The organism is Luteitalea sp. (assembly GCA_009377605.1).
Lineage (GTDB): Bacteria > Acidobacteriota > Vicinamibacteria > Vicinamibacterales > Vicinamibacteraceae > WHTT01.
The window spans coordinates 1-20,684 of record WHTT01000050.1 but is presented as its reverse complement, the minus strand read 5'-3'; the positions used below and the strand labels follow the sequence as shown (position 1 = coordinate 20,684).

The following is a 20,684-nucleotide window of genomic DNA, read 5'->3' as shown; positions in this document are numbered from 1 at the left end:
ACGCAAAAGAGACGCAAACTGGGCTCGCGGCTCCCTCCTCCGGGGCTCGTCATGGCCTGAACAGCTCCTCGAAGTTGGCGGTGGTCTCGGCCGCCACCACCTCTGGCGAGGTCTCCCGCACGGTGGCGAGCACCTCGACCACGCGCGCCACCAGGGCGGGCTCGTTGCGCTGCCCACGGTGGGGCGGGGGGGCGAGATAGGGGCTGTCGGTCTCGACGAGGTATCGGTCTCGCGGCACCTGTTTCGCCACCTCGCGCAGGCCGTCCGCACGGGGAAACGTGACGATCCCCGAGAACGACAGATAGAACCCGAGATCGAGCGCCGCCGCCGCCAAGCGGCCGTCGCCCGTGAAGCAGTGGAACACGCCTCGGAGGGCGCCACGATTCTCCTCGCCGAGGATGCGCGTCGTATCCGCGTCCGCTTCGCGTGTATGGATCACCACCGGCAGATCCAGCTCCTGCGCCAACTGGATCTGCGTGCGGAACACGGCGTGCTGCACCTCGCGCGGAGCGAAGTCGTAGTGGTAGTCCAGGCCGATTTCCCCCAGCGCGCGAGCGGCCTCGTTGGTGCGGAGCGCCGCGCTGACCGTAGATGTGACGCGCGCCGGATCGCTCCCGTAGGGCCCCGCGTGATGCGGATGGATCCCCGCGCTGAAGCGCACCGCTGGCCACAGCGCGCGCAGGCGGGCGACACGTGCGGCTTCATCGCGGTTGCCAGCCTCGAGAATGCAGAGCGTCCGCGTGACGCCCGCAGCCTGCGCCCTCTGAATGACGCCTTCGACGTCCGCGGCGAAGACATCATCCGCCAGGTGGCTATGTGAATCGATGAGCGGCGGTTCCATCTGATCAGGGCGCGAAGGACGGACCAAAGCGAAGCGGGCCCGCGCCTAGCGAACGCGGCTACCCGGCGGCAACGGCGAGTCGAAACCAACCAGCTGCGGCTTACCACCTTCGGGACTACTGGCCAGGACCATCCCATTCGATTCGACGCCCATCAAGGTCGCCGGCTGCAGGTTGGCGACAATCGCGATCGTTCGGCCCACCAGGGCCTCCGGCTCATAGGCTTCGCCAATGCCTGCCACGACCGTCCGCTGCTCGAAGCCGAGATCGACGGTCAGCTTCAGCAGCTTCTTCGACTTGGGCACGCGCTCCGCGCCCAAGACCTTCGCCACGCGCAGGTCGACCTTCATGAAGTCGTCGATGGAAATGCGCGGCTCACCTACCGGGCTCCCTGGGCTCGGGACGGTCGCCTGGGCCGCAGCGCTGGGCTCGGGACTCGTCTGGGGACTCGTCTGGGGGCTCGTCTGATCCTGATCGTGTTCGGTCACATCAATCTCCACTCGTGGAAAGAGAGGCTCCACGGGGCCAAGCGACCGCCCCACCGGTAAGGTGGAGGGCCTGAGGTCGACCCACGACTCGGCATCGATACCGAGCATGCGCCGGATACGGGTGGCGGTCGCAGGTACCGCGGGCTCGATGAGGGCGGCAATCACCCGGATAGCGTCCGCCGCATGATAGAGCGTCGTCTCGAGGTGCGAACGGCTTTCCGGCCGCTTTGCGAGCTTCCACGGCTCCCGCGCCACCAAGTAGCGGTTGGTCCCGGTCACCAACTGCCAGGCAGCGCTCAATGCCGTGGCCGTATCGAAGCGGCGGGCTGCGTCCAGTGTGGTCTCGATCCCCCGCGCCAGCTCGCCCCGGAACAGGGCGTTCTCGGCCTCCACCTCCTCCGGGAGATCGACGCCAGCCGCGGGGACACGTCCATTCACATACCGGTGGATCATCGTGACAACGCGGCTGACCAAGTTGCCGAGGTCGTTGGCCAGGTCCGCGTTGTAGCGACCGACGAACGCCCGATCGTTGAAGCTCGCGTCGTTGCCGACGGTCATCTCGCGCAATACGAAATAGCGCAGCGCGTCCACGCCGAACGTCTCCATGTACCCTTGCGGCTGAATGACATTGCCGACGGACTTGGACATCTTGGCGCCTTCCATGAGCCAGTGCCCGTGCGAAACGATGCGCTTGGGCAGCGGCAAGCCAGCTGACATCAAGAACGCCGGCCAGTAGATGGCATGCTGTCGCACGATGTCCTTCCCGATCAGGTGCACGTCGGCAGGCCAGACGGCGCGAAAGCGCGCCGCCGCCTCTGGACGCTCGTCTCCAAAGCCGGCGGCGGTGATGTAATTCGTCAAGGCGTCGAACCACACGTACATCACGTGTCCGGGGTCGTCTGGCACCGGAATCCCCCAGCGGAATGATGTGCGGCTCACACTGAGGTCCTTCAGGCCCTGCGCGACGAACGACACCACCTCATTGCGCCGAATCTCTGGCGTGACGAAGTCGGGGTTGGCGCGATAATGCTCGAGCAGCGGCTGCTCGTACTTCGAGAGGCGAAAGAAGTAGCTCTCCTCGCTGAGCCGCTCCACGACGTTGCCACAGAGCGGGCAGCGATCGCCGTCGACGAGCTGCGTCTCGGCGACGAAGATCTCGTCCACCGTGCAATACCAGCCTTCATAGCTTCCCTTGTACAGGTCCCCCCGATCGCGGACGCGGCGCCAGAGAGCCTCCGCTGCGCGATAGTGCCGCGGCTCCGACGTTCGGATGAAGTCGTCGTTGGAGATGTTGAGCGCCTCGAACAGGCTCCGAAACGCCGCCGAGAGCCCATCCACGTAGGCGCGCGTCTCCACGTTTACCTTTTGCGCTGAGCGCTCAATCTTCTGACCGTGCTCATCGGTTCCTGTCAGAAAGAACACGTCGTCACCGAGTAGGCGATGTGCTCGGGCAATGGCATCGGTCAGGATCGTCGTGTACGCGTGACCGACGTGCGGCTCACCATTCGTGTAATAAATAGGCGTCGTGATGTAGAACGGCGGCATAAGCGCTACGAACGAAAGCGTGCGAACGCAACTTCGGAGATGGTAGGAGGAAAAAGGAACCGGGTACCTTTTTCCTCCTACCTAGATCTGTCCCGCCTCGCGAAAGCTGAAGTACGTCGTGTCACCGAGGATGACGTGATCCAGTACGTCGATCCCCATGACGTCACCGGCCATCAGCAGCCGGCGCGTCAGCTTCACATCATCGCGGCTCGGTGACGGATCCCCGGACGGATGATTGTGGAACAGGACGATGGCAGCGGCACCGCGCAGGACCGCTTCTCGAAACACTTCCCGCGGGTGGACGAGGCTTCCGTCCAATGTGCCGCGCGAGACCGCGGTCGCCTTCAGGACGCGGTGCTTCGTGTCGACCATCACGATACCGAACTGCTCGACGCGATGGCCTCCGAAGCGCGGCAGCAGATACGCAGCCGTCTCACGCGGCGTCGCCAGCTGTGGACGTTCCGGTGCTGCGCGGGTCAGCGTCCGTCGGCCCAGCTCAATCGCCGCCAGCAGCCGTGCCGCCTTGGTGGCGCCAACGCCAGGCACGCGATCCAGATCATCACGCGAGGCCCGGGCCAGCCCGTGCAGTCCTTCAACCTCGGCAAGCAAGCGATCCGCGACCTCGAGCGCATCCAGGCGGCCGATGCCATGGCCGACAACGATGGCGAGCAGCTCGTTGTCGCCCAAGGCGGTTGGTCCCAGCCGATCGAGCTTCTCGCGCGGCCGATCCTCCTGGGCCAGCCGTTTCATCCTGACACCAGCACGCCGCCAACCAGCACCCGCACACCCTCGTGCTGACGGCCACGCTCGTCAATCGTACTACAGATGAGGACGCCCCTCGCGATGCGAGCCGGCGCCCAGTGAACGTCACGAAGTAAAACGCTGTCGAGGTACATAAGCAACCTCCATCTGGTAGGGTATGCGGCGGGATGATGAACTTGATTCCTTGATCCCTTGGCCCCTTGAACCCCTGCTTCCTTTCAAACCATGACACTCGTTTCCCGTGTCTCTCGTCCCTTGCCCTTCGTGGTGCTCTCGCTCTCCTACGGGGCGCTCTTCCTCGCCGCAACGCTCCTCGCGTCCGCCTGCGGTGAGCCGCCCAGCAAAGAGCTCCATCAGGCCCAGGGCGCGATCGATGCAGCACGGGCCGCCGGCGCCGCGGAGTACGCGCCGGAAGGGCTCGACGCTGCGCTCGACGCCCTGAAGCGCGCTGGCGACTTCGCCAACCAACGCGACTACCGCCAGGCGCTCAACTTCGCCCTCGAGGCGCGTGAGCGCGCGCGCAATGCGGCTGCACAGGCCGCAGAGGCGAAGGCACGGGCGCGCGGCAACGCCGAAAAGGCCCTCCAAGCCCTACAGACGCGCCTCGAGCATGCCACCAGCCTCCTGGCCAGCGCCAAGGAAGCGCGCGTCGCTCCGCGAGCAGTCCGTCCCCTCGCCGAAGCGGTTGGCGCCACCGCCAAGGTCTTGCAAGAAGCGCGCTCAGCACTCGACCGAGACGACTTCGAAGGTGCGATCGTGCTGCTTGGAGACAGCGGAGAGAAGTTGGGGACAGCCATGGACGGCGTAAGCAGTGCGCTCGTAGCACGCGCAAAGGGAGCGGGAAGGAGATGAAACAATGAGGAATCGTACGCAAGAATTCGCACGCGCGATCCGCGGTTTCGATGCAGTTTCTACCACATCGATCTTAGGGTTCGTCTAGGAATACGTGTGCCATTCTGGCCGCCGATGCGTCCCACCTGGCGGCGTTGCTCGTCGCTTACGTACGCCTCGTAAACCAGGTCCCTTCGAAGAGGACGTCGGCCCAGCCCGTCAGATAGACGGTATCGTCGCGCCATTCGACGCGCTGGGCTCCGCCAGGCGCACTGACCTGCAGATCGCGCGCGGTGCCGCCAGAGGTCGCGGCCGCTACGGCAGCAGCGCACGAGCCCGTGCCGGACGACGAGGTCGGTCCCACCCCTCGCTCGTAGATGAGGATCTGCACCTCCTGGTGGGAGACAACGTCGACCATTTCGAAGTTCGTTCCACCGGGACAGGCCGGATGTGACTGCAGCGCCGCGCCCAAGCGCACCAGTCGATCGACGTCGAGCTTCGCGAGGAGCACCAGTTGTGGGTTGCCCATCGAGAGCTGTACTGCCTCGATGCGCTCACCTGCCACGTCCAGCGTGATCGTGCGGAGCTCCTGCGGTGTGCCCATGTCGGCCCGGAACAGGAACCGATGCTCCGAGTCGACCTGCACCAAGGTGAGCAACTTGCGACCGGCGTCGGTACCGATGGCAACGGTCCGCCCCGTCAGTGCCCCGACATCCTGCGCCGCCAGCCACGTCCTTGCGATGAGCGCCGCGAGACCGCGCACGCCGTTCCCCGACACTTCCGCTGCGCTCCCATCCGCGTTGAGCAGTCGCATCGCAGCGCCATCGGCGGTACGCGTATAGAGGATCAGGCCGTCGGCGCCGAGGCCGGTATGACGATCACAAAGTCGCCGCGCCAGGGCGGGAAGGTCAGGGCACGCCGTGAGCGCCGCGGCGTGGGGCACGTAGAGAAAGTCGTTTCCGTAGGCATGTGCTTTGGTGACGTGCAGGTCGAGCATATCTCTGGCGGCCGCCTCGGCGAGGCGGCCCTACCCTCTTCGATCTCTGGCGGCCGTCTCGACGAAGCGGCCCTACCCTCTTCGGTAGGGCGCGTTCGCCGAACGCGCCGTGCCCGCGAGCCACGTCACGGCACCGCGAAGGCGTTGAAGACGTACGTGTAGCCAACCGTGAAGCCAAACCCTGGCTCGTTTTCAGTGAGACCGAAGATGAGACCGCCGTCGATGCGCCCCGGTCCATGGGTGTAACGGAGCCCCATGCGCAGCGCGCTTCGGCTCTCGGTCCCTGGCACATCGAGGTCCCCGGTGTCGAACCGGCCGTTCAGCTCGCCGACAATCTCGACCCCTCGCGCCACGGCGTTGGCGACCGAGGCACCGTAGGTGAACGCGGTGACCTGGTCGCCGCCAACTGGATTGCCCAGCCAGCCGACGCCGAAGTTCCCCACCACGCGGGTCGACTGCGTCGTCTTGGCCAGCAGCCCCTGCACGAAGAAGTCGCTTGTCCCGAGGCCGAGGCCGCTCGACTTGCTGGCGGTCGACAAGCGCGTCACCAGGCGTACACCGAGCCCGGGGCGATCAGCACTTTCACCGACCAGGCGCAGCTTCAAGCCGACTATCGTGTCGTCGAAGCTCCGCGTGCTGGTGCCATCGATTTCCAGATCGTCGGTGAGGGGGGCGTCTTCACGCTCGGCGATCGCCAGGCGGGTATGGACACCCGTGTCGAACTGCAGCTCTGCGATCGAGCTGATGCCAATGCTGACGCCGAGCGTGGGCAATCGCAGCCGGTTGCCGGTCAGGCCCGACGCCGGATAGAGCACGTCGCGGCCGTAATCAGCGCCCGCTTCGATGAGGATGTTCCCACTCCCGATGGTCTCGGGATCCTCGGTGACCAGGGGACGCTGCTGCGCTGCGCTCGGTGCAGCAAAGAGGCCCCAGAGGAGCGTGGCAGGCGCGCAGACGCACACCAACCGACGCCAGAGCGTCGCGTGACGTTCCACGATGGTCGGTCCTCCTCAACACGTGCAGGTGCCCCGGTCAATGGAAATCATATCAGAGCGGCGAGGGATGCGTGACAGGGGTGACAAGGTGACGGGGGTGACAAGGTGACGGGGGTGACAGGGTGACAAGGTGAACGCGTGGTTCGAGCTGTCGAGGCCGGCCGTCGAGCGACGTTGAAGCGTCACCCGATTTCCACCCGGAATTCTCGAACAACCCCTCACCTTGTCACCCGCTCACCTTGTCACCCGCTCCCCGGCCCTCGCCCCTTGCCCCTGCTTAGAAGGTCCTGCGGCTGTCGAGGAGAATGGTGACCGGGCCGTCGTTCACGAGCTCGACTTGCATCGTGGCCTGAAAGACTCCTTCGGCGGCGGCGAGGCCGCGCTGGCGGAGGCGACGCCCGACATCCTCGTAGAGCGCACGGGCTGGACCGGGTGCTTCCGCGAGGTCGAGTGAGGGCCTTCGTCCCCGGCGACAATCGCCATGGAGCGTGAACTGAGACACCAGCAGGACGGCGCCGTTCACCTCCGTCACGGCCCGATTCATCTTCCCCCCGTCGTCGTTGAAGATGCGAACCTCGGCCACCTTGTTGGCAATGTAGGCGGCGTCCTCCGGACCATCGCCCTTCTCCACTCCGACGAGCACGAGCAGACCGAGCCCGATCTCAGCGGCAGTCTCCCCTTCCACGCGAACAGCCGCGCGGCTCACGCGCTGGACGACAGCCCTCATTCTGTGCCGAGCGCTTCTGCCTGCAAGACACGCCGGCGAAGCGATGCGGGTGGATTCAGTCGCGTGTCCAGCAAGTGCCGCGGCATGACGTTGCCGAGCGCTCGAAGCATGGAGCTCTTGACACCCGTGTGCTCGCGCTCGAGCTCCGCCAGGAGACGCTTGATGCGTTGACGCTGAAGGCCGAGGTCGCCGCACGCGGGGCAACAGCAGCCAATGACGGGGAGCTGACATTCCTTCGTGTAGCCACGGGCCTCGTCTTCGGCGACGTAGACCAGTGGTCGAATCACGACATGTCGACCGTCATCGGAGACGAGGCGGGCCGGCATCGCCTTGAGGGCTCCGCCGAAGAACAAGTTGAGGAGCAAGGTCTCGACGAAGTCGTCCGCATGATGGCCGAGCGCGATCTTGGTGGCGCCGACCTGCGCGGCGAGGCGGTAGAGGGCACCTCGACGCAGGCGCGCACACAGCGAACAGGGCGTCGCATTTGCCTCGAGCAGATCATCCATGATGCCGCCGATCGCCGTGTGCTCGATGTGGTGCTCCCAGCCGTGCGCCTCACACGTCGCCTTGATGAGGTCGTGGCGGTACCCGTCATAGCCGGAATCCACGTTCACCGCCACCAAGCTGAACGCAATCGGCGCACGTCGGCGCAGCACATCGAGAATCTGGAGCAGCGCCCAACTGTCTTTCCCGCCGGAGAGGCCGACCATGACGCGATCGCCGTCCTCGATGAGCCCGAAATCGGTTATCGCCTTTGTCGTCTTCCGGGCAATCCGTGCCTCGAGGGAGCTGCGGTAGGACATCGGGTTGAGTATACAGGGTCAAGGGATCGAGGGAACAAGGGGTCAAGGAGTCAAGGGATGGTTCTTCGGGCGTACGTAGCGCGGGGCCTTCAGGCCCCGCGGCCGACGAGCCGGAAACGTCGCGCTCACCCCGCTGAGCGAACCACCCTCCCTTGACCCCTTGACCCCTTTTTCAACGATAGAGTGGCGTCAGCCGAACCCGCGCGCCCAGGAAGCGCGGGTCACGCGAGCCGGGCATGGTGAAGAGTGGGAAGAAACCGGCGCTCGAGGAAAGCTTCAAGCGATAGATATAGTTGAGCGGCTCCCCGGGCATCGGCTTGTATGGAAATCCGCGCGGCATCTGCACGCGGACCTCCTTGAACGCATTCTCGGTCAGTGCAACCTCGAGGCGTTCTACACCGGTATCGATGCGGACGGTCGTGGGGAGCTCGCCAGACATGAGATTGATCAACAACGCGCCGAGGCGGGCCGGCCGCGGCCCGTCTGGTGACGGGATCCAGACCGGCGCGCGCAAGAGGATCTCCGCCGTGCCCTCACCGCGAATCCAGAACCAGGCGTTCGGCTCGAGCTTGTAGACCTGGTCGTCGAGAAAGTACGCCACGAGCGGCGGATTGCCAGAGAGCTTGACCTTGGCGCGCGAGGGCTGGACGTTGACGGGGAGATCGTTGATGAGCGAGAGCTCGACCGGCAGCCAGCGGAACAGCGCTCGCTGCGGGTGCGCCCAGGGATAGAACGAGGTGTAGAACGGATCGATCACGAGCTGTCCGCAGAACAGCCCACCAACGGTCATTGCCGTCAGCGCGCTCCGCGCGCTGAACAGCGCTGGCGCGACGAAGAGGAACAGGCCGTAGTACGGCAGGAAATAGCGATTGCCCACCGGTGCGCCGCCGCCAGAGTAGGTGAACGGCATGTAGAGCAGCAAGGTGAGCGCGCCGAGCAGGATGGTACCCGCCACGAGCCACTGAAAGCCCTCACGCCGCTGCCGGCCCGCCCACAGGAACAGGAGGACTATGAGCACGCCCGGGAAGAAATACGGGACGAGGCCCGTGTGGCGGCCAAACACGAAGTAGACGACATTGTGCGGGAAGACCGTGAGGAGCGCGCCGCGATTGAATAGTACGTCGGTAGGGACCGTATCGGTGGCGCGCCGCAGCCCGCTGTTGCGAAACGTACGGTCTTCCGTGAGGAACGGGAAGCCGTTGTCCGCATAGAACGTCGCCCGATATCCGCCCTGGTAGTTGAACTCTCCGGTGATGACGGCGTTCATCGCGAACAATCCACCGACAACCACCGTGAACACGACCGTCGTGAGACAGGCGCGCTTCCACTGGCGGCGAAGGAGTGACAGCGCAACGAGCGGCATGAGGGCAAACACGTTGGTGGGCTTCGAGAATGTCGCCACACCAAGGAGCGCCACACCAAGCCACGTGCTGGCATCCGCACGCAGGAAGCGTCCCCACTCGTCCTTCAGGTGGCGGCTCGGCACCAGTGGGCTGGCGACCTCCTTGTAGCACCAGAGGAAGATGCCGAGCAGGAGCAGCGCGAAATTGAAGAGCTCCGGCGTCAGCCAGACGAAGTACACGGGCACGACGGACGCAAAGAGAAACGCCATCGCAAAGGCGAACGCCGTGATGGAGGAAGTGCGAGTGCGCAAGAAGGCATAGCCCGCGCCGAGGCACAGCGTGAACAGAATCGCGTGCAGAACCAGAAAGCCGTTCGTCCCGAGAAAGAAGATGAACGGCGCTGCCACGAGGGGGTAGATGAAGGCCTTGCTGATGTACAGGCGCTCCCCGCGATCCGGATCGTCGTGCTTGATTCGCTGAGCGAATGGGAATTCCGAGGTCAGCGCGAGCTCGACATCCTTCCCCTCCTTGAGGAAGATGCCCTGCGGTCCGGACGGGAACTCCCGCCAGACACGCACGAGATCTGCGCGCCGATACTCGAAGTCGAAGTCCTCGGCCAGGCTGTGACCGAGCACGTAGTACGTGGCCTCGTCGCCTTGAAAGCCGACAGCCTTTCGCGGGAAGTCCACCGTGAGGGCGAGCGTGGTCAAGAATGCCCCCACGAGCAGCACGCCCACCACACCTGGCTCTTGCCACATGGGCGCGACCCTCGGTGTGCGCGGCGCGTTCACCAAGGCGCCCCCTGGGGGGGCCCGGCCTCGGCCGGTCCGCCGAGAAAGCTCAGGTCCTCCCGAAGCAGCCCTTGCCGCTTCGTTCGGCGTGAGACGCGGTGCATCAGCTCGTAGAGCCGCTCCATCTTGTGGACGAAGGCCTGGATGTCGTACTGCATGCCGGTCGCATGCGCGTGGCGCCCCAGCTGCATCCGGAGCTCTGGATCATCGTGGAGCTCGAGCACGGCGGCCGCGAGCGCGCCTGCATCCCGACGCAAAACGATGCGTGCGTCGCGCCCGTCGGTCAGAATGTCCATCAGGCCATCGGCATCGGTGGCCAGGATCGGCTTCCCCATGGCCAGTGCCTCGAAGGCGGTCAGCGGCGTCCCTTCCCACAACGACGGAAAGACGACGAGGTCCAGTGCGGCGAGCGCGCCCGCGACATCCCGCGTGAAGCCAGTGAAGTGCACGCAGCCCGAGACACCACGCGCCCGCGCCTGTGCTTCGAGCTCCGCTTGCAGCTCTCCCTCGCCAACAATGAAGCAGCGCGCACTGGGCAAACGCTCGCGCACCACTTTCATGGCGTCGACGAGGTATGTGTTGCCTTTCGACGGCATGAGCCGCGTCACCGTACCGAGGGCGAACGTATCCGCGTCGATGCCGAGGGCCGCACGCGCCGCGCGAATCTCCTCGCCGCTTCGCGGTCGAGCAAACTCCTCCAGCGGGACACCGAGGTAAACGACCTTGATCTTGGTCTCGGGCACGAGCCGAGCACGCACGACGAACTCAGCCGTCGACTGAGACACGGCGAGCGCCAGGTCCGTATAGGGCTGAAGGATTCTATCGGCAACCCTTTGGAACCACGGCGTGTCCGTGTGGTTCGCGTGCTCGTGCAAGAGGACCGGCAGCCCCCGCGTCGCGGCCGCCAGGCGACCAAACGTCGTCGCCCCATAGCCGTGCAGATGGACGATGTCGGCGCGCTGGGCATCGAAGACCTTGCCAAGGGCCGTCCACGTCGACGGATCGAACCGCCCTTTGTGCAGGTAGGTCACATCGACGCCAAGCTGCTCGAGCGTGTCCTCAGAGAGATCTTTGCGGCGGAGGCTGACGAGCGACACATTGAATCGGCTCTTGTCGAAGCGCGGGATCATCCACGCAAACAACCGCTTGACACCGTGCATCCGGGAGCCGGGCCACCCGAGATGGTCGCAGACTTGGACAACGTTCAGCATCTAAACAGATTCAAGGACCTACAAAAGCCCTTCCGCCCGATACCAAGCGACCGTCCGCCGGATCCCCTCGGGGAGATCCACCTTGGGCTCGTATGCCAGCTCCGTGCGGGCGCGCGTCGTGTCGAATGCACGGCTCTTGGTGTAGAAGTCCACGCGCCGCCGATAGAGCGGCGGCTCCACGCGCAGCGGCACGCACACCAGCTCGCACACCGCCCCGGCGAGCCAGAAGGGCCAGACCGGCAGCCGTAGCCGCGGTGGCTTGACCTTCAGCTCGTCCGCAATGAGCCGCGTCAGCTCGTTGAGGGTTGTATACCGAGGCCCCGCGAGTAAATAGGTCCGCCCGGCCGCCTGCGGCAGCTCGCCGCAGAGCCGAAACCCCTCGACGAGGTCATCGATGTACGTCAGATGATAGAAGACCTCGCCCGATCCGAGAATGGGGAATCGGCCCCGCGCGATCCCACGGAACATCTTGAGAAACCGTGTGTCACCCGGGCCGTAGATACCGATGGGCCGAGCAACGACCACCTCGACGTCGCCGCCCTGACCGGCCCGGCGCGCCTCCTCTTCCGCTTCCAGCTTGGTTTGCTGGTAGATGTCGCCCGGATTGAAGGGCGCCTTCTCGTTGGCCGGCGGATTCGCCACGTGACCATGGACGCCTCCGGTGCTGCAATACACGAGGCGCCGCACGCTGCGGGATCGGGCGTTGTGAATAATGTTCAGCGTTCCGCCGACGTTCACCTCTCGGTACATGGTCGCCGGCTGACCTGCTTCCCGATAGGCTGCCGCCACGTGATAGATGACCTCTGCGCCGTCGCACGCCTCTCCCACCATCAGCGGATCGCTCAAATCCGCTTCTGCGATCTCGATGCCGGCCGCGCGCAGATCCTGGACGACCGGACGGCTGGCGCTCTCCGGCCGAACGACGCCGCGCACCTCGGCGCCACGGCTCTTGAGGTACCGAGCCAGGTGGCCACCGGTGAATCCCGTTACGCCCGTGACCAGTGTCTTCACAGCTTCGAGCTCCTTGCGCGCACCTGGCCAACCGGCGGGAGCGGCGTGTGGCCGACGGGCCGCGATGAGCCGTCCATGAGCAGCTCGTACGCGCGCCGCGTGCGCTCCACGTATCCCGCGCGGCTGTACTTCGCGCTGGCCAGCTGGCGGGCGCCGTCAACGATGCGGGCGCGTTCGGCTGGATTCCGCAGCAGCACGGTCAGGCCATCGGCGACCGCCTCGGCATCTGGCCGCACCAGCACCGCCGACGTCTCGTCGAGCACCTGACGATGCGTCCAAAGGTCGGTCGCAACGATTGGACGGCCCGAGCGCAGATACGAGTAAATCTTGAGCGGCGTATTCGTGCCGGCAATCCGTGGTGAGACCAGCACGTCGCAGGCATCTACGAAGTGCGGGATCTCTTCGGGCGGCCGCTGTCCTACACAAAAAATCGGTGCGCCGCGTGCAGCCGCTCGCTTCTGATAACCGCTGACCTGCTCGGGCGCCCCACCGACGATCACGACCACGGCATCAGGCACACGCGTCCGAAGATGCACCGCAGCCTCGAGCAACAGGTCGAGCCCCTGATACGATTCGAAGGTACCAGTGTAGAGCACGACGGGCTGCTCCGGCGTGATGCCCCAAGCCGCGCGCAACTTCTCGCGTCCAGGCCCCGGCACGTCGTCGACGTCGCCGCCCATGACGTTCTCGATCAGCACCGCCCGCTCGCCCGCGCCCATCGTGCGCACCTGATCCTGCAGCTCCTGGCAAATCGTAATGATCACCCGCGAGTCGCGGACCATCGTCTGCTCCATCCAGTCGAAGACACGACGCAACAGACGGGACTGCGAGAAGTGAAAGTTGGCGAGCTGCTGCGGCAGGCTCGAATGCATGTCATACAGGTGCGGCACGCCGAGCCGTCGACTCAGCCACACACCCAGCAGGCCCGCTTCCTCGTGGGAATGGATGGCATCGTAGCGATTGCGGCGGCCGAGCGCCCAGCGCAGCGCAGTCGCACCGAGGCAAACATCCAGAATCGCTTTGCGAAGAGAGGGACCGACAGGCACGCTGTGGACGAAGGGCGGCCGCGCACACCGCACGATGCGGACGTTCGGCAGCTGCACGTCGCCGCCAAAGGGATAGGTGACCAGATCGACCTGGTGCCCATCCTCGACCAGCGCTTTAATGCGGTGATACTCGCTGAATGGCGTGCCACGCGGCTCAAAGAACGGCTCCGGAGCCAGCATGAGGATCCGGAGCGGAGCGGCGGGGGCAGTCACAGAATTCAACCCATGCGTTGCGGCGTCGTAGCCCAGCAACAATGTCGGCATTATAGACAGTGGGTGACACGGTGACAAGGTGAGAGGGTGACAGGGTGACAAGGTGAGGGGGTTCTTCGGGCATAGATGTGGCGGCGAACAGAATTTCCGCTTCCGACCTGGCACTGTCCTGCGATGTGGGCTGCGTACGCCTGGATGACCCTCTCACCCTGTCACCCCCTCACCCCTTCCGTGCTACCCTGCTCGGTTCGATGTCGGGAGCGCGAGAAACGGGCAATTCACGGCGGGTCCTGTTCCTTATCGTGAAGATCGGGGTCAGCGCGGGCCTGCTGTGGTTGCTTTTCTCGCAGACCGATGTCGCCGAAGTTGGCGGGCGGCTACAAGGCATGGACCCCGGCTGGCTGCTGCTCGGCGTTTTCGTCTATCTCTTGCATCTCCTCGTCGGCGCCTGGCGCTGGCGCCTCTTGCTGGATACGCAGCAAGTCGGCGTCCCCGTCTCGATGCTGTTTCGTTCGTACCTGGTCGCGACCTTCTTCAATAACTTCCTCCCGAGCAATATTGGCGGCGACGTGGTCCGCATCGCCGACACGGCACCGCTGACCGGCTCCCGCACGGTTGCCACCGGCGTGATTCTCGTCGATCGGCTGATTGGCCTCGCGGCGCTCACGGCCGTCGCGGCAGCCGGATCAGTGCTCGCCCACCACGGGCGAATGCCGGTACCCGGAGCCAGTTATCTCTGGATGGCCCTCGCTGGCTTCGTGGCCGTCGGTGTGCCGGTACTCTACTACCCGCATCTCGTGACCAAGCTGCTCGGACCGCTCCGTGTCTTGCATCCAGAGTGGGTAGAGCATCGCTTGGCGCGCATCCATACTCTGCTCGAGCAGATGGCCCGTCGTCCGGGGGCTGTCGCGATCGCTGGAGCCGGCGCGGTAACCGTTCAGCTCCTGCTCGTCCTCGTCTATGTCGCTGTTGCCTACGGCCTCGGGATCCCTTTCCGCGTGCGCGACGCGCTGATCATCGTGCCCGTCAGTCTGGTGGCGCAGCTCCTGCCAATCTCCATCAACGGCTTGGGCGTGCGGGAAGCGACGTTCAGCTATTTCTTCACGCGGCTCGGCCTGGGTGTCGGCGCTGCGCTCGCGCTCTCGCTCGCCAGCGCGGGTCTCATCATGGTGTTGTCGCTCGCCGGTGGCGCTCTTTTCCTGCTCCGACGAAGCCCACAGCCCGCCAGGGAACGTGCGGCTCTCCATCGCGATCACAAGCCCCGACTGCTCGATCAAACCGATGATGTCAAGCTCGACACGTAACCACTGATTCCCGAATCCTAATTCCTGAATCCTGAGTCCCGATTTCCGTTGACTCGCGTGTGAGCTGCTGAAAGAATGTCGCCGCTCATGCGGAACGTTGCACTATTGCTTTTCCTAGGTCTCATCGTCGCGCTTCCTGCGCACGCGCAGACGCCTCCTGATACACAACCGGGCCTGCTGGGCCGAATTCCGCAGACGATCATGCGGCCATGGGAGCATGACCTGATCGTGAGCGTGGGATTCGGCGGTGAGATCTTGGGCTCGTCGGTGAGCGAGGGCTTCGACTTCGCGGTCTACAACGAAACGGCGAGCGTGCAAACATCGCAGCGCTACGGCGGCGCCTTCCTCTTCGGTGTGGGGGCCGGATGGCGCGTCTGGCGCAATGCGCTCATCGGCGGGACATTCACGCGCGTCTCGGGAGACGCTCGATCGGCCGTGACGGCCGTCGTCCCACACCCGGTCGATTTCGGCAGGACGCGCACGACCGCCGGAAGCAGCGACTCCCTCCAGCACCAGGAGTCGGCGTTTCACCTGAGCGCCGGCTGGATGGTGCCGGTCCGTGACGACATCGATATCGGCCTGTCGGCCGGCCCGTCGTTCTACTTCGTCTCACACGAGTTCGTTGGTGCGCTCACACCGGACAACCTCGACGAAAATGATCCACCCGACTTCGAGACCGTGTCCATCCGCAGCCTTCAGCCGCGCGAAGAGAGCGACTGGACCGTTGGGTACCATGTCGGCCTCGACGGCACCTACCGCCTGCCGTGGAGCCTCCCGGGCTTCACCGAGCTCGGCGCCAACGGCTTCGTGCGCTGGGCCACCGCCTCGGTCACGCTCGATGCCGTCAGCGGCCCGCGCAAGGTGCGGGCCGGCGGTGTCCAGGGCGGCCTCGGCATCCGTATGACGTTCGACGACCTGGGCTTCCCGAGAATCCCCCTCCCCTGGTGAAAGTAGTGGATAGTGTCAATGACCCGTTGTAGAATGCGTGCGTTCCTGCCATTGGTTCGCTCTCCCAGCGCGGGCCGCGGGCGAATTTTGTGTGTTCGCTGTCGGTCAACCAAGGGGAGAGCTATGCGACTTGCAACAAAATTAGGCTTGTTGCTCGCGGTGAGCGTTGCCGCGGGCTGCAGTGAGCAATCGCCGGCGGCACCGGCGGCAGTACCGGACGCCGGGGGCGACGGCTCGCGGACCGCGGAGTCTGGCAGCCAGCCGCAGCTGAAGCTGACAGCGCCGACGCCAACCGAGCCGGCCAACGGCCACACGTATCCGAAGGGCGAGCGTCCCAAGGCCCTCGAGGCAGAAGCAGCCACGGGGGAGTTCGCGGAGATCAAGGGCGTCGTGCATCGCTTCCAGGTGTTGCGGGGCGACCGGCGCGTCGTGGACCGCGTCGTGCCGGCTCGCGGCGAAACGGCCGTCCTCGAGCTCGGCGGCGCGAGTCTCGCCGCCCGGACGACCTATCAGTGGCGCGTCCGCGGGGAAAACGAGGAAGGCGTGGGGCCATGGTCGGCCACGGCGACGTTTACGACCGGTGGAGGCGTCCAGCCGCGCACACCGGATGGCCAAACCAGCGAGGCGAAGGCACGCGCTCAGTTGGCCGCGGTTGGAGGCCAGCTCGTGGCTGCGCAACCGGATCTCCTGTACAACCATTCGTGCCAGGAGCACACGCCGACCGGCTGGCGCTTCCTGGACACGCTGGTCGACCGCCTGCGTCAGGACGACAACCGCTGGGGCTTCAATGGAAAGCGTGGGAACCCCAGCGACCCGTCGAAGGACGTCGTCGCGTATCACCACGGTCCTGGCCGGAGCGAGAACAGTCGTGACGTCTGGATTTACGACGTGATCATTGGGCACTGCGGGAGCCCGAGCTACGGGGTCAACGAGGTGCACAGCATTACGCCGGCGGGCATGTACATCTGGATCACGCGTGGGCGGTTCAAGAACGAATACTGACCTTCGTGGCTGACACGTTCTACCGGTCGTTCAGGGAGAAGCAGCTCACCGATTACGGCGCGGGGCGACGCAACCGCATCGAACGGACGCGGCTCGAGCTGCTCACGCGCCATAGCCGTCCACCCGGACGTCTCCTCGAAATCGGGCCGGGGCACGGGTCGTTGGGCGAGGCGGCAATCGCGGCCGGCTGGACATACGTCGCGGTCGAGGCAAGCGACCTCTTGATCGAGGTATTGCGAGCCAAAGGCCTGGAGGTCCTCAAGGCGTTCGTGCCGCCGTTACCCGTTGACGATGCCGGCTACGAGGTGGTGTACGCAGACCAAGTCCTGGAGCACATGTCGGGGATCGACGCCGCCCGCGCGTTCACGGCGGAGGCGCTGCGCGCGCTCAAACCGGGCGGTGTGCTCTTCATCGTGGTGCCTGATTACTTGAAGGAGCGCACCTTCTTCTGGGACGTCGATTACACCCATAACTTCGTGACCACCGAGCGGCGGGTCCGACAGCTGCTCTACGACGGCGGATTTCGGCTCGAGCAGGTCGTGCGGAGCATTGGGGTGGCCACAGGGCTCGGACGCGACCTGCTCGCGGGGGCTGCGCTCCTCGTGAACCTACCGGGCGTCGACGCCTTGTCGCGCTATACGCGCTCGGAGGAGCTGCTGTTCAAGGTCCGCAAGAATCTGTTCGAGACCCTCACCTTCGTCGCGCGCAAGCCGCTGCCGTGACTCGCCTGCTCCGGTCGACGTGGCTCCGCGTCATCATCACGTCGGCCATCCTCGTGTATCTCGTCCGCCAAGTGGATGCCGGCGCCGCCGCGCGGGCCATCCTGGGCGTGTGTCTCTGGTCGGTTGGTCTGGTGGGCCTGCTGCTGGCGCTCGACCGCGTCACGATGATCTGGCGTTGGGTGCTGCTGCTGAAGGCCAGCGAAACGCCGGTTGCCTTCGGCCCAGCGGCGAGGATCTTCCTGGTCAGCTCCTTCGTCGGGAGCTTCCTCCCGGCCGGCGTCGGCGGAGACGCCGCGCGCGCATGGTCGCTGGGCCGGCACACCGCGCACAACAGTGCGGCGCTGGCGTCGGTGGCCGTCGACCGCTTGCTGGGCGTCATCGCGATCGTTCTCCTTGGGACCATGGGGGCCCTGATCTGGACGCAGGCGGAGGAGTCCGCGCTTCGAGACGGGATCCTTCTGCTGACGGCCGGCGTCGCCATCGGAACCGTAGCCGCCCTTTGGGCGGACCGCCTTGTGCAGCGTTTTCTGCAGACGGGCTGGCAAACGCGCCAGCTCGGCCGGATCCTGCTGCGGCTCGCCGACGCCGTGGCCCGTTATCGGCGCGCGCCTGGCGTGCTTGCATCGGTGTTCTGCTTGTCGCTGTTGGTTCAGGTGCTCCGCGTCCTACAGGCGTACGTGCTGGGGCTCGGCCTCGGGATGGAGGTGCCGTTCACGTACTATCTCGTTTTCATGCCGATTGGCTTGCTCATGCTGCTGCTACCACTCTCGGTCAGCGGATTCGGCCTGCCCCAAGGCGTGATCGTCTGGCTGCTGCACCGGGTCGGCGTCGCGGATGAGCTTTCGTTCGCATTGTCGACCTTGATCGTCCTCTCGGGAATTGCGGGAAATCTGCCGGGCGCATGGCTTTATCTCAGAGGGCAAGGGGTCAAGGGTCAAGGGGTCAAGGGATCCCTTCTTTGACGTCGGCCCCGAAATTACGTAAAATGAAGGACTTAATATGGCTCAAACCTATGCAGCCAGATATCTGACCAAGGCGGCGTTGAGCGCACCCCGGGACCTGCTGAACGGGTACGTGGCCCGGCGGCATCCGATCCACCCCACCGTCCTCATCTTCCACATCACGTTCGTCTGCGACGCCCGCTGCAACATGTGCAGCAATTGGCAGCGCGGCGATCGCAAGCAGGACATCACACTCGAGCAAATCGAGCGCGTGCTCGACTCCTCGCTCTGGAAGAATCTCGAGATCTGCAGCATCTCGGGTGGAGAGCCCACGACGCGCAATGACCTCGTGGACATCTGCCGGCTGGTCACCGACAAGTTACCTCGCCTCCGCAAGCTCACGCTCAACACGACTGGCCTCACACCGCACCGGGCCATCCCGATGCTGACGAAGATCGTCGAGCTGTGTCACGCGCGCGACGTCATCTTCAGTGCCCGTGTGTCGATTGACGGTGTCGGCGAGGTCCACAACGACGTGCGGCGCGTCAAGCGCGGCTTCGACAAGGCCAGCGAAACGATCGCGGCCATGAAGGCGCTGCAGAAGCAGTATCCCTTCAATTTCGGCATCTCCTCCACCATCTTCTCGATGAACCTGGACGATGCGGAGAACATCTTGGCGTGGGCACGGCGCGAGAAGCTCGACATCGTGTTCAACATGGTCCGCTTCACCGAGGCGATGCTGGGCAATGCTGAGCTCGAAGGCGACATCAAGCCGGTCGCCAAGGAAGAGGAGCAGATGCGGCAGTTCTTCTTGGACCGCGTGCGCCAGGATCCGCTCCTGGACGGCCAGAACTTCATCTACATGCACTACGCCGACATGATCGGCAACGGGTATCATCGTCTGGCGCCGTGCCCCTTCCAGTCGCAAGGCGTCATGCTCAACCCCGACGGCGGCCTGTTCTTCTGCGAGAACAGCCGTGTGGTGGGCAACGCGTGCGAAGAGGACCCGGAGACCATCTACTTCCGAGAAGCGTCCCAGGCGCATCGAGAATGGATTAGAAGCGAGAAGTGCCCTACCTGTCTGAGCCCGTGCCAGATGAACGTCGCGGCGATCAAGCAGGTTGTCCCGTACGCGAAATTCCTCGTTCGCGCATCGGCGGAAAAACGTCGGTATCGGAGCCGAGAGTTGGTGCCTGCGTCAGCGTAACGGGCGTCACTTCCTGTATAGCGCCATCAGATGCCACCCGAACCGCTGGACGAGCGGGCGGGGTAACGTGTTGAAGGTTCCCACGAAGCAGGTGTTGTAGAGGGCCCCCTTCCAGCCACCGTGGAGGCGCGATCGTACCGGAAAGCGCTCGGGGACGATGCGCCCGTCGCGAAAGCCAACCTGCTCCAGAAGGTCGCGAAATTCGGGAATCGAGTATTTGCGAAGCACCGGCGCGTCGGCGTGCTCGAGATCGACGCGCATCACCTTGGACAGCGCGTTCAGCCACGAGACGCGGTTGTACACCATGAACAGGCCGTGGCCGCCGCGCTTCAGCACGCGGTAACATTCAGACAATAGCCGAGCTGGATCGCCTGTGTACGGGATGACGCCGTGCCCGTACACGCAGTCGAAGTGATCCGCCTCGAATGGCAAGGCTTCTCCGTCCGCCACACGTAGCGTGGCGCGATCGGCCACACCGTGCAGCGCGACGTTGCGCTGCGCGAGGTCTATCGCGGTCTCGGAGAGGTCCACGCCCGTCGTGCGCGCACCGCCGCGGGCAAATCGCACCAAGTCGGTGCCGATGCCGCAGCCAACCTCGAGGAGCTCCCGCCCAGCAAACGCGCCGAAGTCGACGAGCTGCGGTAAGTAGCGCAGCTTGTCGAAACGGTACGCCTCGAGATCGTCGAAGAACTCACGCGTCCCAATGGGCTGCGTCGTCATCTCCAGGTCATGAATATGCGCGTTCCAGTAACGCTTGATCTCTTCGTTCAAACTATTCACCCTCGCCCTTACGCTTGGAAACCCTCGAGCCTTGCATTGAACCTTGTCCCTTTGCCCCTTGTCGCTCGCCCCTGTCCTGTGGCCCTCGATCCCTTGGTCCCTTGATCCCTTGGTCCCTCGATCCCTTGATCCCTTGATCCCTCGATCCCTTGATCCCTTGATCCCTCTATCCCTTGAT

General features: G+C 64.9%; 18 protein-coding genes. 6 read left to right on the top strand and 12 right to left on the bottom strand.

Annotated features, from left to right (window positions below; translation table 11 throughout):
• Positions 1-49: 49 nt before the first annotated feature.
• The 3 genes from GEV06_16950 to radC all read right to left on the bottom strand — a co-directional run bounded on the left by GEV06_16950 (position 50) and on the right by radC (position 3,622).
• Positions 50-841 carry a YchF/TatD family DNA exonuclease gene (locus GEV06_16950; protein MPZ19587.1) on the bottom strand — a complete coding sequence of 264 codons (792 nt, stop codon included), beginning with the start codon at positions 839-841 and terminating at the stop codon, positions 50-52.
• Positions 842-886: 45 nt separating this feature from the next.
• Positions 887-2,872: a methionine--tRNA ligase gene (gene metG, locus GEV06_16945; protein ID MPZ19586.1), complete on the bottom strand. Its 1,986-nt coding sequence runs from the start codon at positions 2,870-2,872 to the stop codon at positions 887-889.
• Positions 2,873-2,953: 81 nt separating this feature from the next.
• Positions 2,954-3,622, bottom strand: coding sequence for a DNA repair protein RadC (gene radC, locus GEV06_16940; GenBank protein MPZ19585.1), 669 nt, complete (start codon positions 3,620-3,622; stop codon positions 2,954-2,956).
• Between the two features lie 237 nt (positions 3,623-3,859).
• Here radC and GEV06_16935 point away from each other — a divergent pair, with 237 nt between their 5' ends.
• On the top strand, positions 3,860-4,486 hold the full coding sequence (locus GEV06_16935) for a DUF4398 domain-containing protein (protein ID MPZ19584.1): 627 nt from the start codon (positions 3,860-3,862) through the stop codon (positions 4,484-4,486).
• A 145-nt stretch (positions 4,487-4,631) separates the two neighbouring features.
• On the opposite strand, the gene dapF is transcribed toward GEV06_16935, so the two are convergent.
• The 8 genes from dapF to GEV06_16895 all read right to left on the bottom strand — a co-directional run bounded on the left by dapF (position 4,632) and on the right by GEV06_16895 (position 13,653).
• Positions 4,632-5,462: a diaminopimelate epimerase gene (gene dapF, locus GEV06_16930; protein ID MPZ19583.1), complete on the bottom strand. Its 831-nt coding sequence runs from the start codon at positions 5,460-5,462 to the stop codon at positions 4,632-4,634.
• Positions 5,463-5,587: 125 nt separating this feature from the next.
• Positions 5,588-6,457: a hypothetical protein gene (locus GEV06_16925; GenBank protein ID MPZ19582.1), complete on the bottom strand. Its 870-nt coding sequence runs from the start codon at positions 6,455-6,457 to the stop codon at positions 5,588-5,590.
• 277 nt (positions 6,458-6,734) lie between these two features.
• Positions 6,735-7,184 carry a D-tyrosyl-tRNA(Tyr) deacylase gene (locus tag GEV06_16920; GenBank protein ID MPZ19581.1) on the bottom strand — a complete coding sequence of 150 codons (450 nt, stop codon included), beginning with the start codon at positions 7,182-7,184 and terminating at the stop codon, positions 6,735-6,737.
• A complete protein-coding gene (gene ttcA, locus GEV06_16915) occupies positions 7,181-7,987 on the bottom strand; it encodes a tRNA 2-thiocytidine(32) synthetase TtcA (GenBank protein ID MPZ19580.1) in 807 nt (268 codons plus the stop codon). The genes GEV06_16920 and ttcA overlap by 4 nt, the downstream gene beginning before the upstream one ends.
• Positions 7,988-8,159: 172 nt before the next feature.
• Entirely contained in the window at positions 8,160-10,088 is a 1,929-nt protein-coding gene (locus GEV06_16910) for a hypothetical protein (protein MPZ19579.1), read from the bottom strand.
• Positions 10,089-10,117: 29 nt separating this feature from the next.
• On the bottom strand, positions 10,118-11,332 hold the full coding sequence (locus GEV06_16905; protein ID MPZ19578.1) for a glycosyltransferase: 1,215 nt from the start codon (positions 11,330-11,332) through the stop codon (positions 10,118-10,120).
• 18 nt (positions 11,333-11,350) lie between these two features.
• Positions 11,351-12,457: an NAD-dependent epimerase/dehydratase family protein gene (locus GEV06_16900; protein MPZ19577.1), complete on the bottom strand. Its 1,107-nt coding sequence runs from the start codon at positions 12,455-12,457 to the stop codon at positions 11,351-11,353.
• The gene (locus tag GEV06_16895) at positions 12,340-13,653 is read right to left on the bottom strand and encodes a glycosyltransferase (protein ID MPZ19576.1); all 1,314 of its coding nucleotides are present in this window, start codon (positions 13,651-13,653) and stop codon (positions 12,340-12,342) included. Before GEV06_16895 ends, GEV06_16900 begins: the two co-directional genes overlap by 118 nt.
• A gap of 200 nt (positions 13,654-13,853) precedes the next feature.
• On the opposite strand from GEV06_16895, the gene GEV06_16890 reads away from it, so the two are divergent.
• The 5 genes from GEV06_16890 (at position 13,854) to GEV06_16870 (ending at position 19,726) form a co-directional block, all read left to right on the top strand.
• Complete coding sequence (locus GEV06_16890; protein ID MPZ19575.1) at positions 13,854-14,906, top strand: hypothetical protein; 1,053 nt, start codon at positions 13,854-13,856, stop codon at positions 14,904-14,906.
• 87 nt (positions 14,907-14,993) lie between these two features.
• Entirely contained in the window at positions 14,994-15,854 is an 861-nt protein-coding gene (locus GEV06_16885) for a hypothetical protein (protein MPZ19574.1), read from the top strand.
• 875 nt (positions 15,855-16,729) lie between these two features.
• Positions 16,730-17,578, top strand: coding sequence for a methyltransferase domain-containing protein (locus GEV06_16880; protein MPZ19573.1), 849 nt, complete (start codon positions 16,730-16,732; stop codon positions 17,576-17,578).
• Positions 17,377-18,540 carry a flippase-like domain-containing protein gene (locus GEV06_16875; protein ID MPZ19572.1) on the top strand — a complete coding sequence of 388 codons (1,164 nt, stop codon included), beginning with the start codon at positions 17,377-17,379 and terminating at the stop codon, positions 18,538-18,540. Before GEV06_16880 ends, GEV06_16875 begins: the two co-directional genes overlap by 202 nt.
• A 37-nt stretch (positions 18,541-18,577) precedes the next feature.
• The gene (locus tag GEV06_16870; GenBank protein ID MPZ19571.1) at positions 18,578-19,726 is read left to right on the top strand and encodes a radical SAM protein; all 1,149 of its coding nucleotides are present in this window, start codon (positions 18,578-18,580) and stop codon (positions 19,724-19,726) included.
• A gap of 6 nt (positions 19,727-19,732) precedes the next feature.
• On the opposite strand, the gene GEV06_16865 is transcribed toward GEV06_16870, so the two are convergent.
• Complete coding sequence (locus GEV06_16865) at positions 19,733-20,506, bottom strand: methyltransferase domain-containing protein (protein ID MPZ19570.1); 774 nt, start codon at positions 20,504-20,506, stop codon at positions 19,733-19,735.
• Positions 20,507-20,684 lie beyond the last annotated feature (178 nt).

Coding starts and splice junctions, on each gene's coding strand:
- GEV06_16950 (MPZ19587.1), bottom strand. CDS start 841: ATGGAACCGCCGCTCATCGATTCACATAGCCACCTGGCGGATGATGTC.
- metG (MPZ19586.1), bottom strand. CDS start 2,872: ATGCCGCCGTTCTACATCACGACGCCTATTTATTACACGAATGGTGAG.
- radC (MPZ19585.1), bottom strand. CDS start 3,622: ATGAAACGGCTGGCCCAGGAGGATCGGCCGCGCGAGAAGCTCGATCGG.
- GEV06_16935 (MPZ19584.1), top strand. CDS start 3,860: ATGACACTCGTTTCCCGTGTCTCTCGTCCCTTGCCCTTCGTGGTGCTC.
- dapF (MPZ19583.1), bottom strand. CDS start 5,462: ATGCTCGACCTGCACGTCACCAAAGCACATGCCTACGGAAACGACTTT.
- GEV06_16920 (MPZ19581.1), bottom strand. CDS start 7,184: ATGAGGGCTGTCGTCCAGCGCGTGAGCCGCGCGGCTGTTCGCGTGGAA.
- ttcA (MPZ19580.1), bottom strand. CDS start 7,987: ATGTCCTACCGCAGCTCCCTCGAGGCACGGATTGCCCGGAAGACGACA.
- GEV06_16910 (MPZ19579.1), bottom strand. CDS start 10,088: ATGTGGCAAGAGCCAGGTGTGGTGGGCGTGCTGCTCGTGGGGGCATTC.
- GEV06_16905 (MPZ19578.1), bottom strand. CDS start 11,332: ATGCTGAACGTTGTCCAAGTCTGCGACCATCTCGGGTGGCCCGGCTCC.
- GEV06_16895 (MPZ19576.1), bottom strand. CDS start 13,653: ATGCCGACATTGTTGCTGGGCTACGACGCCGCAACGCATGGGTTGAAT.
- GEV06_16890 (MPZ19575.1), top strand. CDS start 13,854: ATGTCGGGAGCGCGAGAAACGGGCAATTCACGGCGGGTCCTGTTCCTT.
- GEV06_16885 (MPZ19574.1), top strand. CDS start 14,994: ATGCGGAACGTTGCACTATTGCTTTTCCTAGGTCTCATCGTCGCGCTT.
- GEV06_16870 (MPZ19571.1), top strand. CDS start 18,578: ATGGCTCAAACCTATGCAGCCAGATATCTGACCAAGGCGGCGTTGAGC.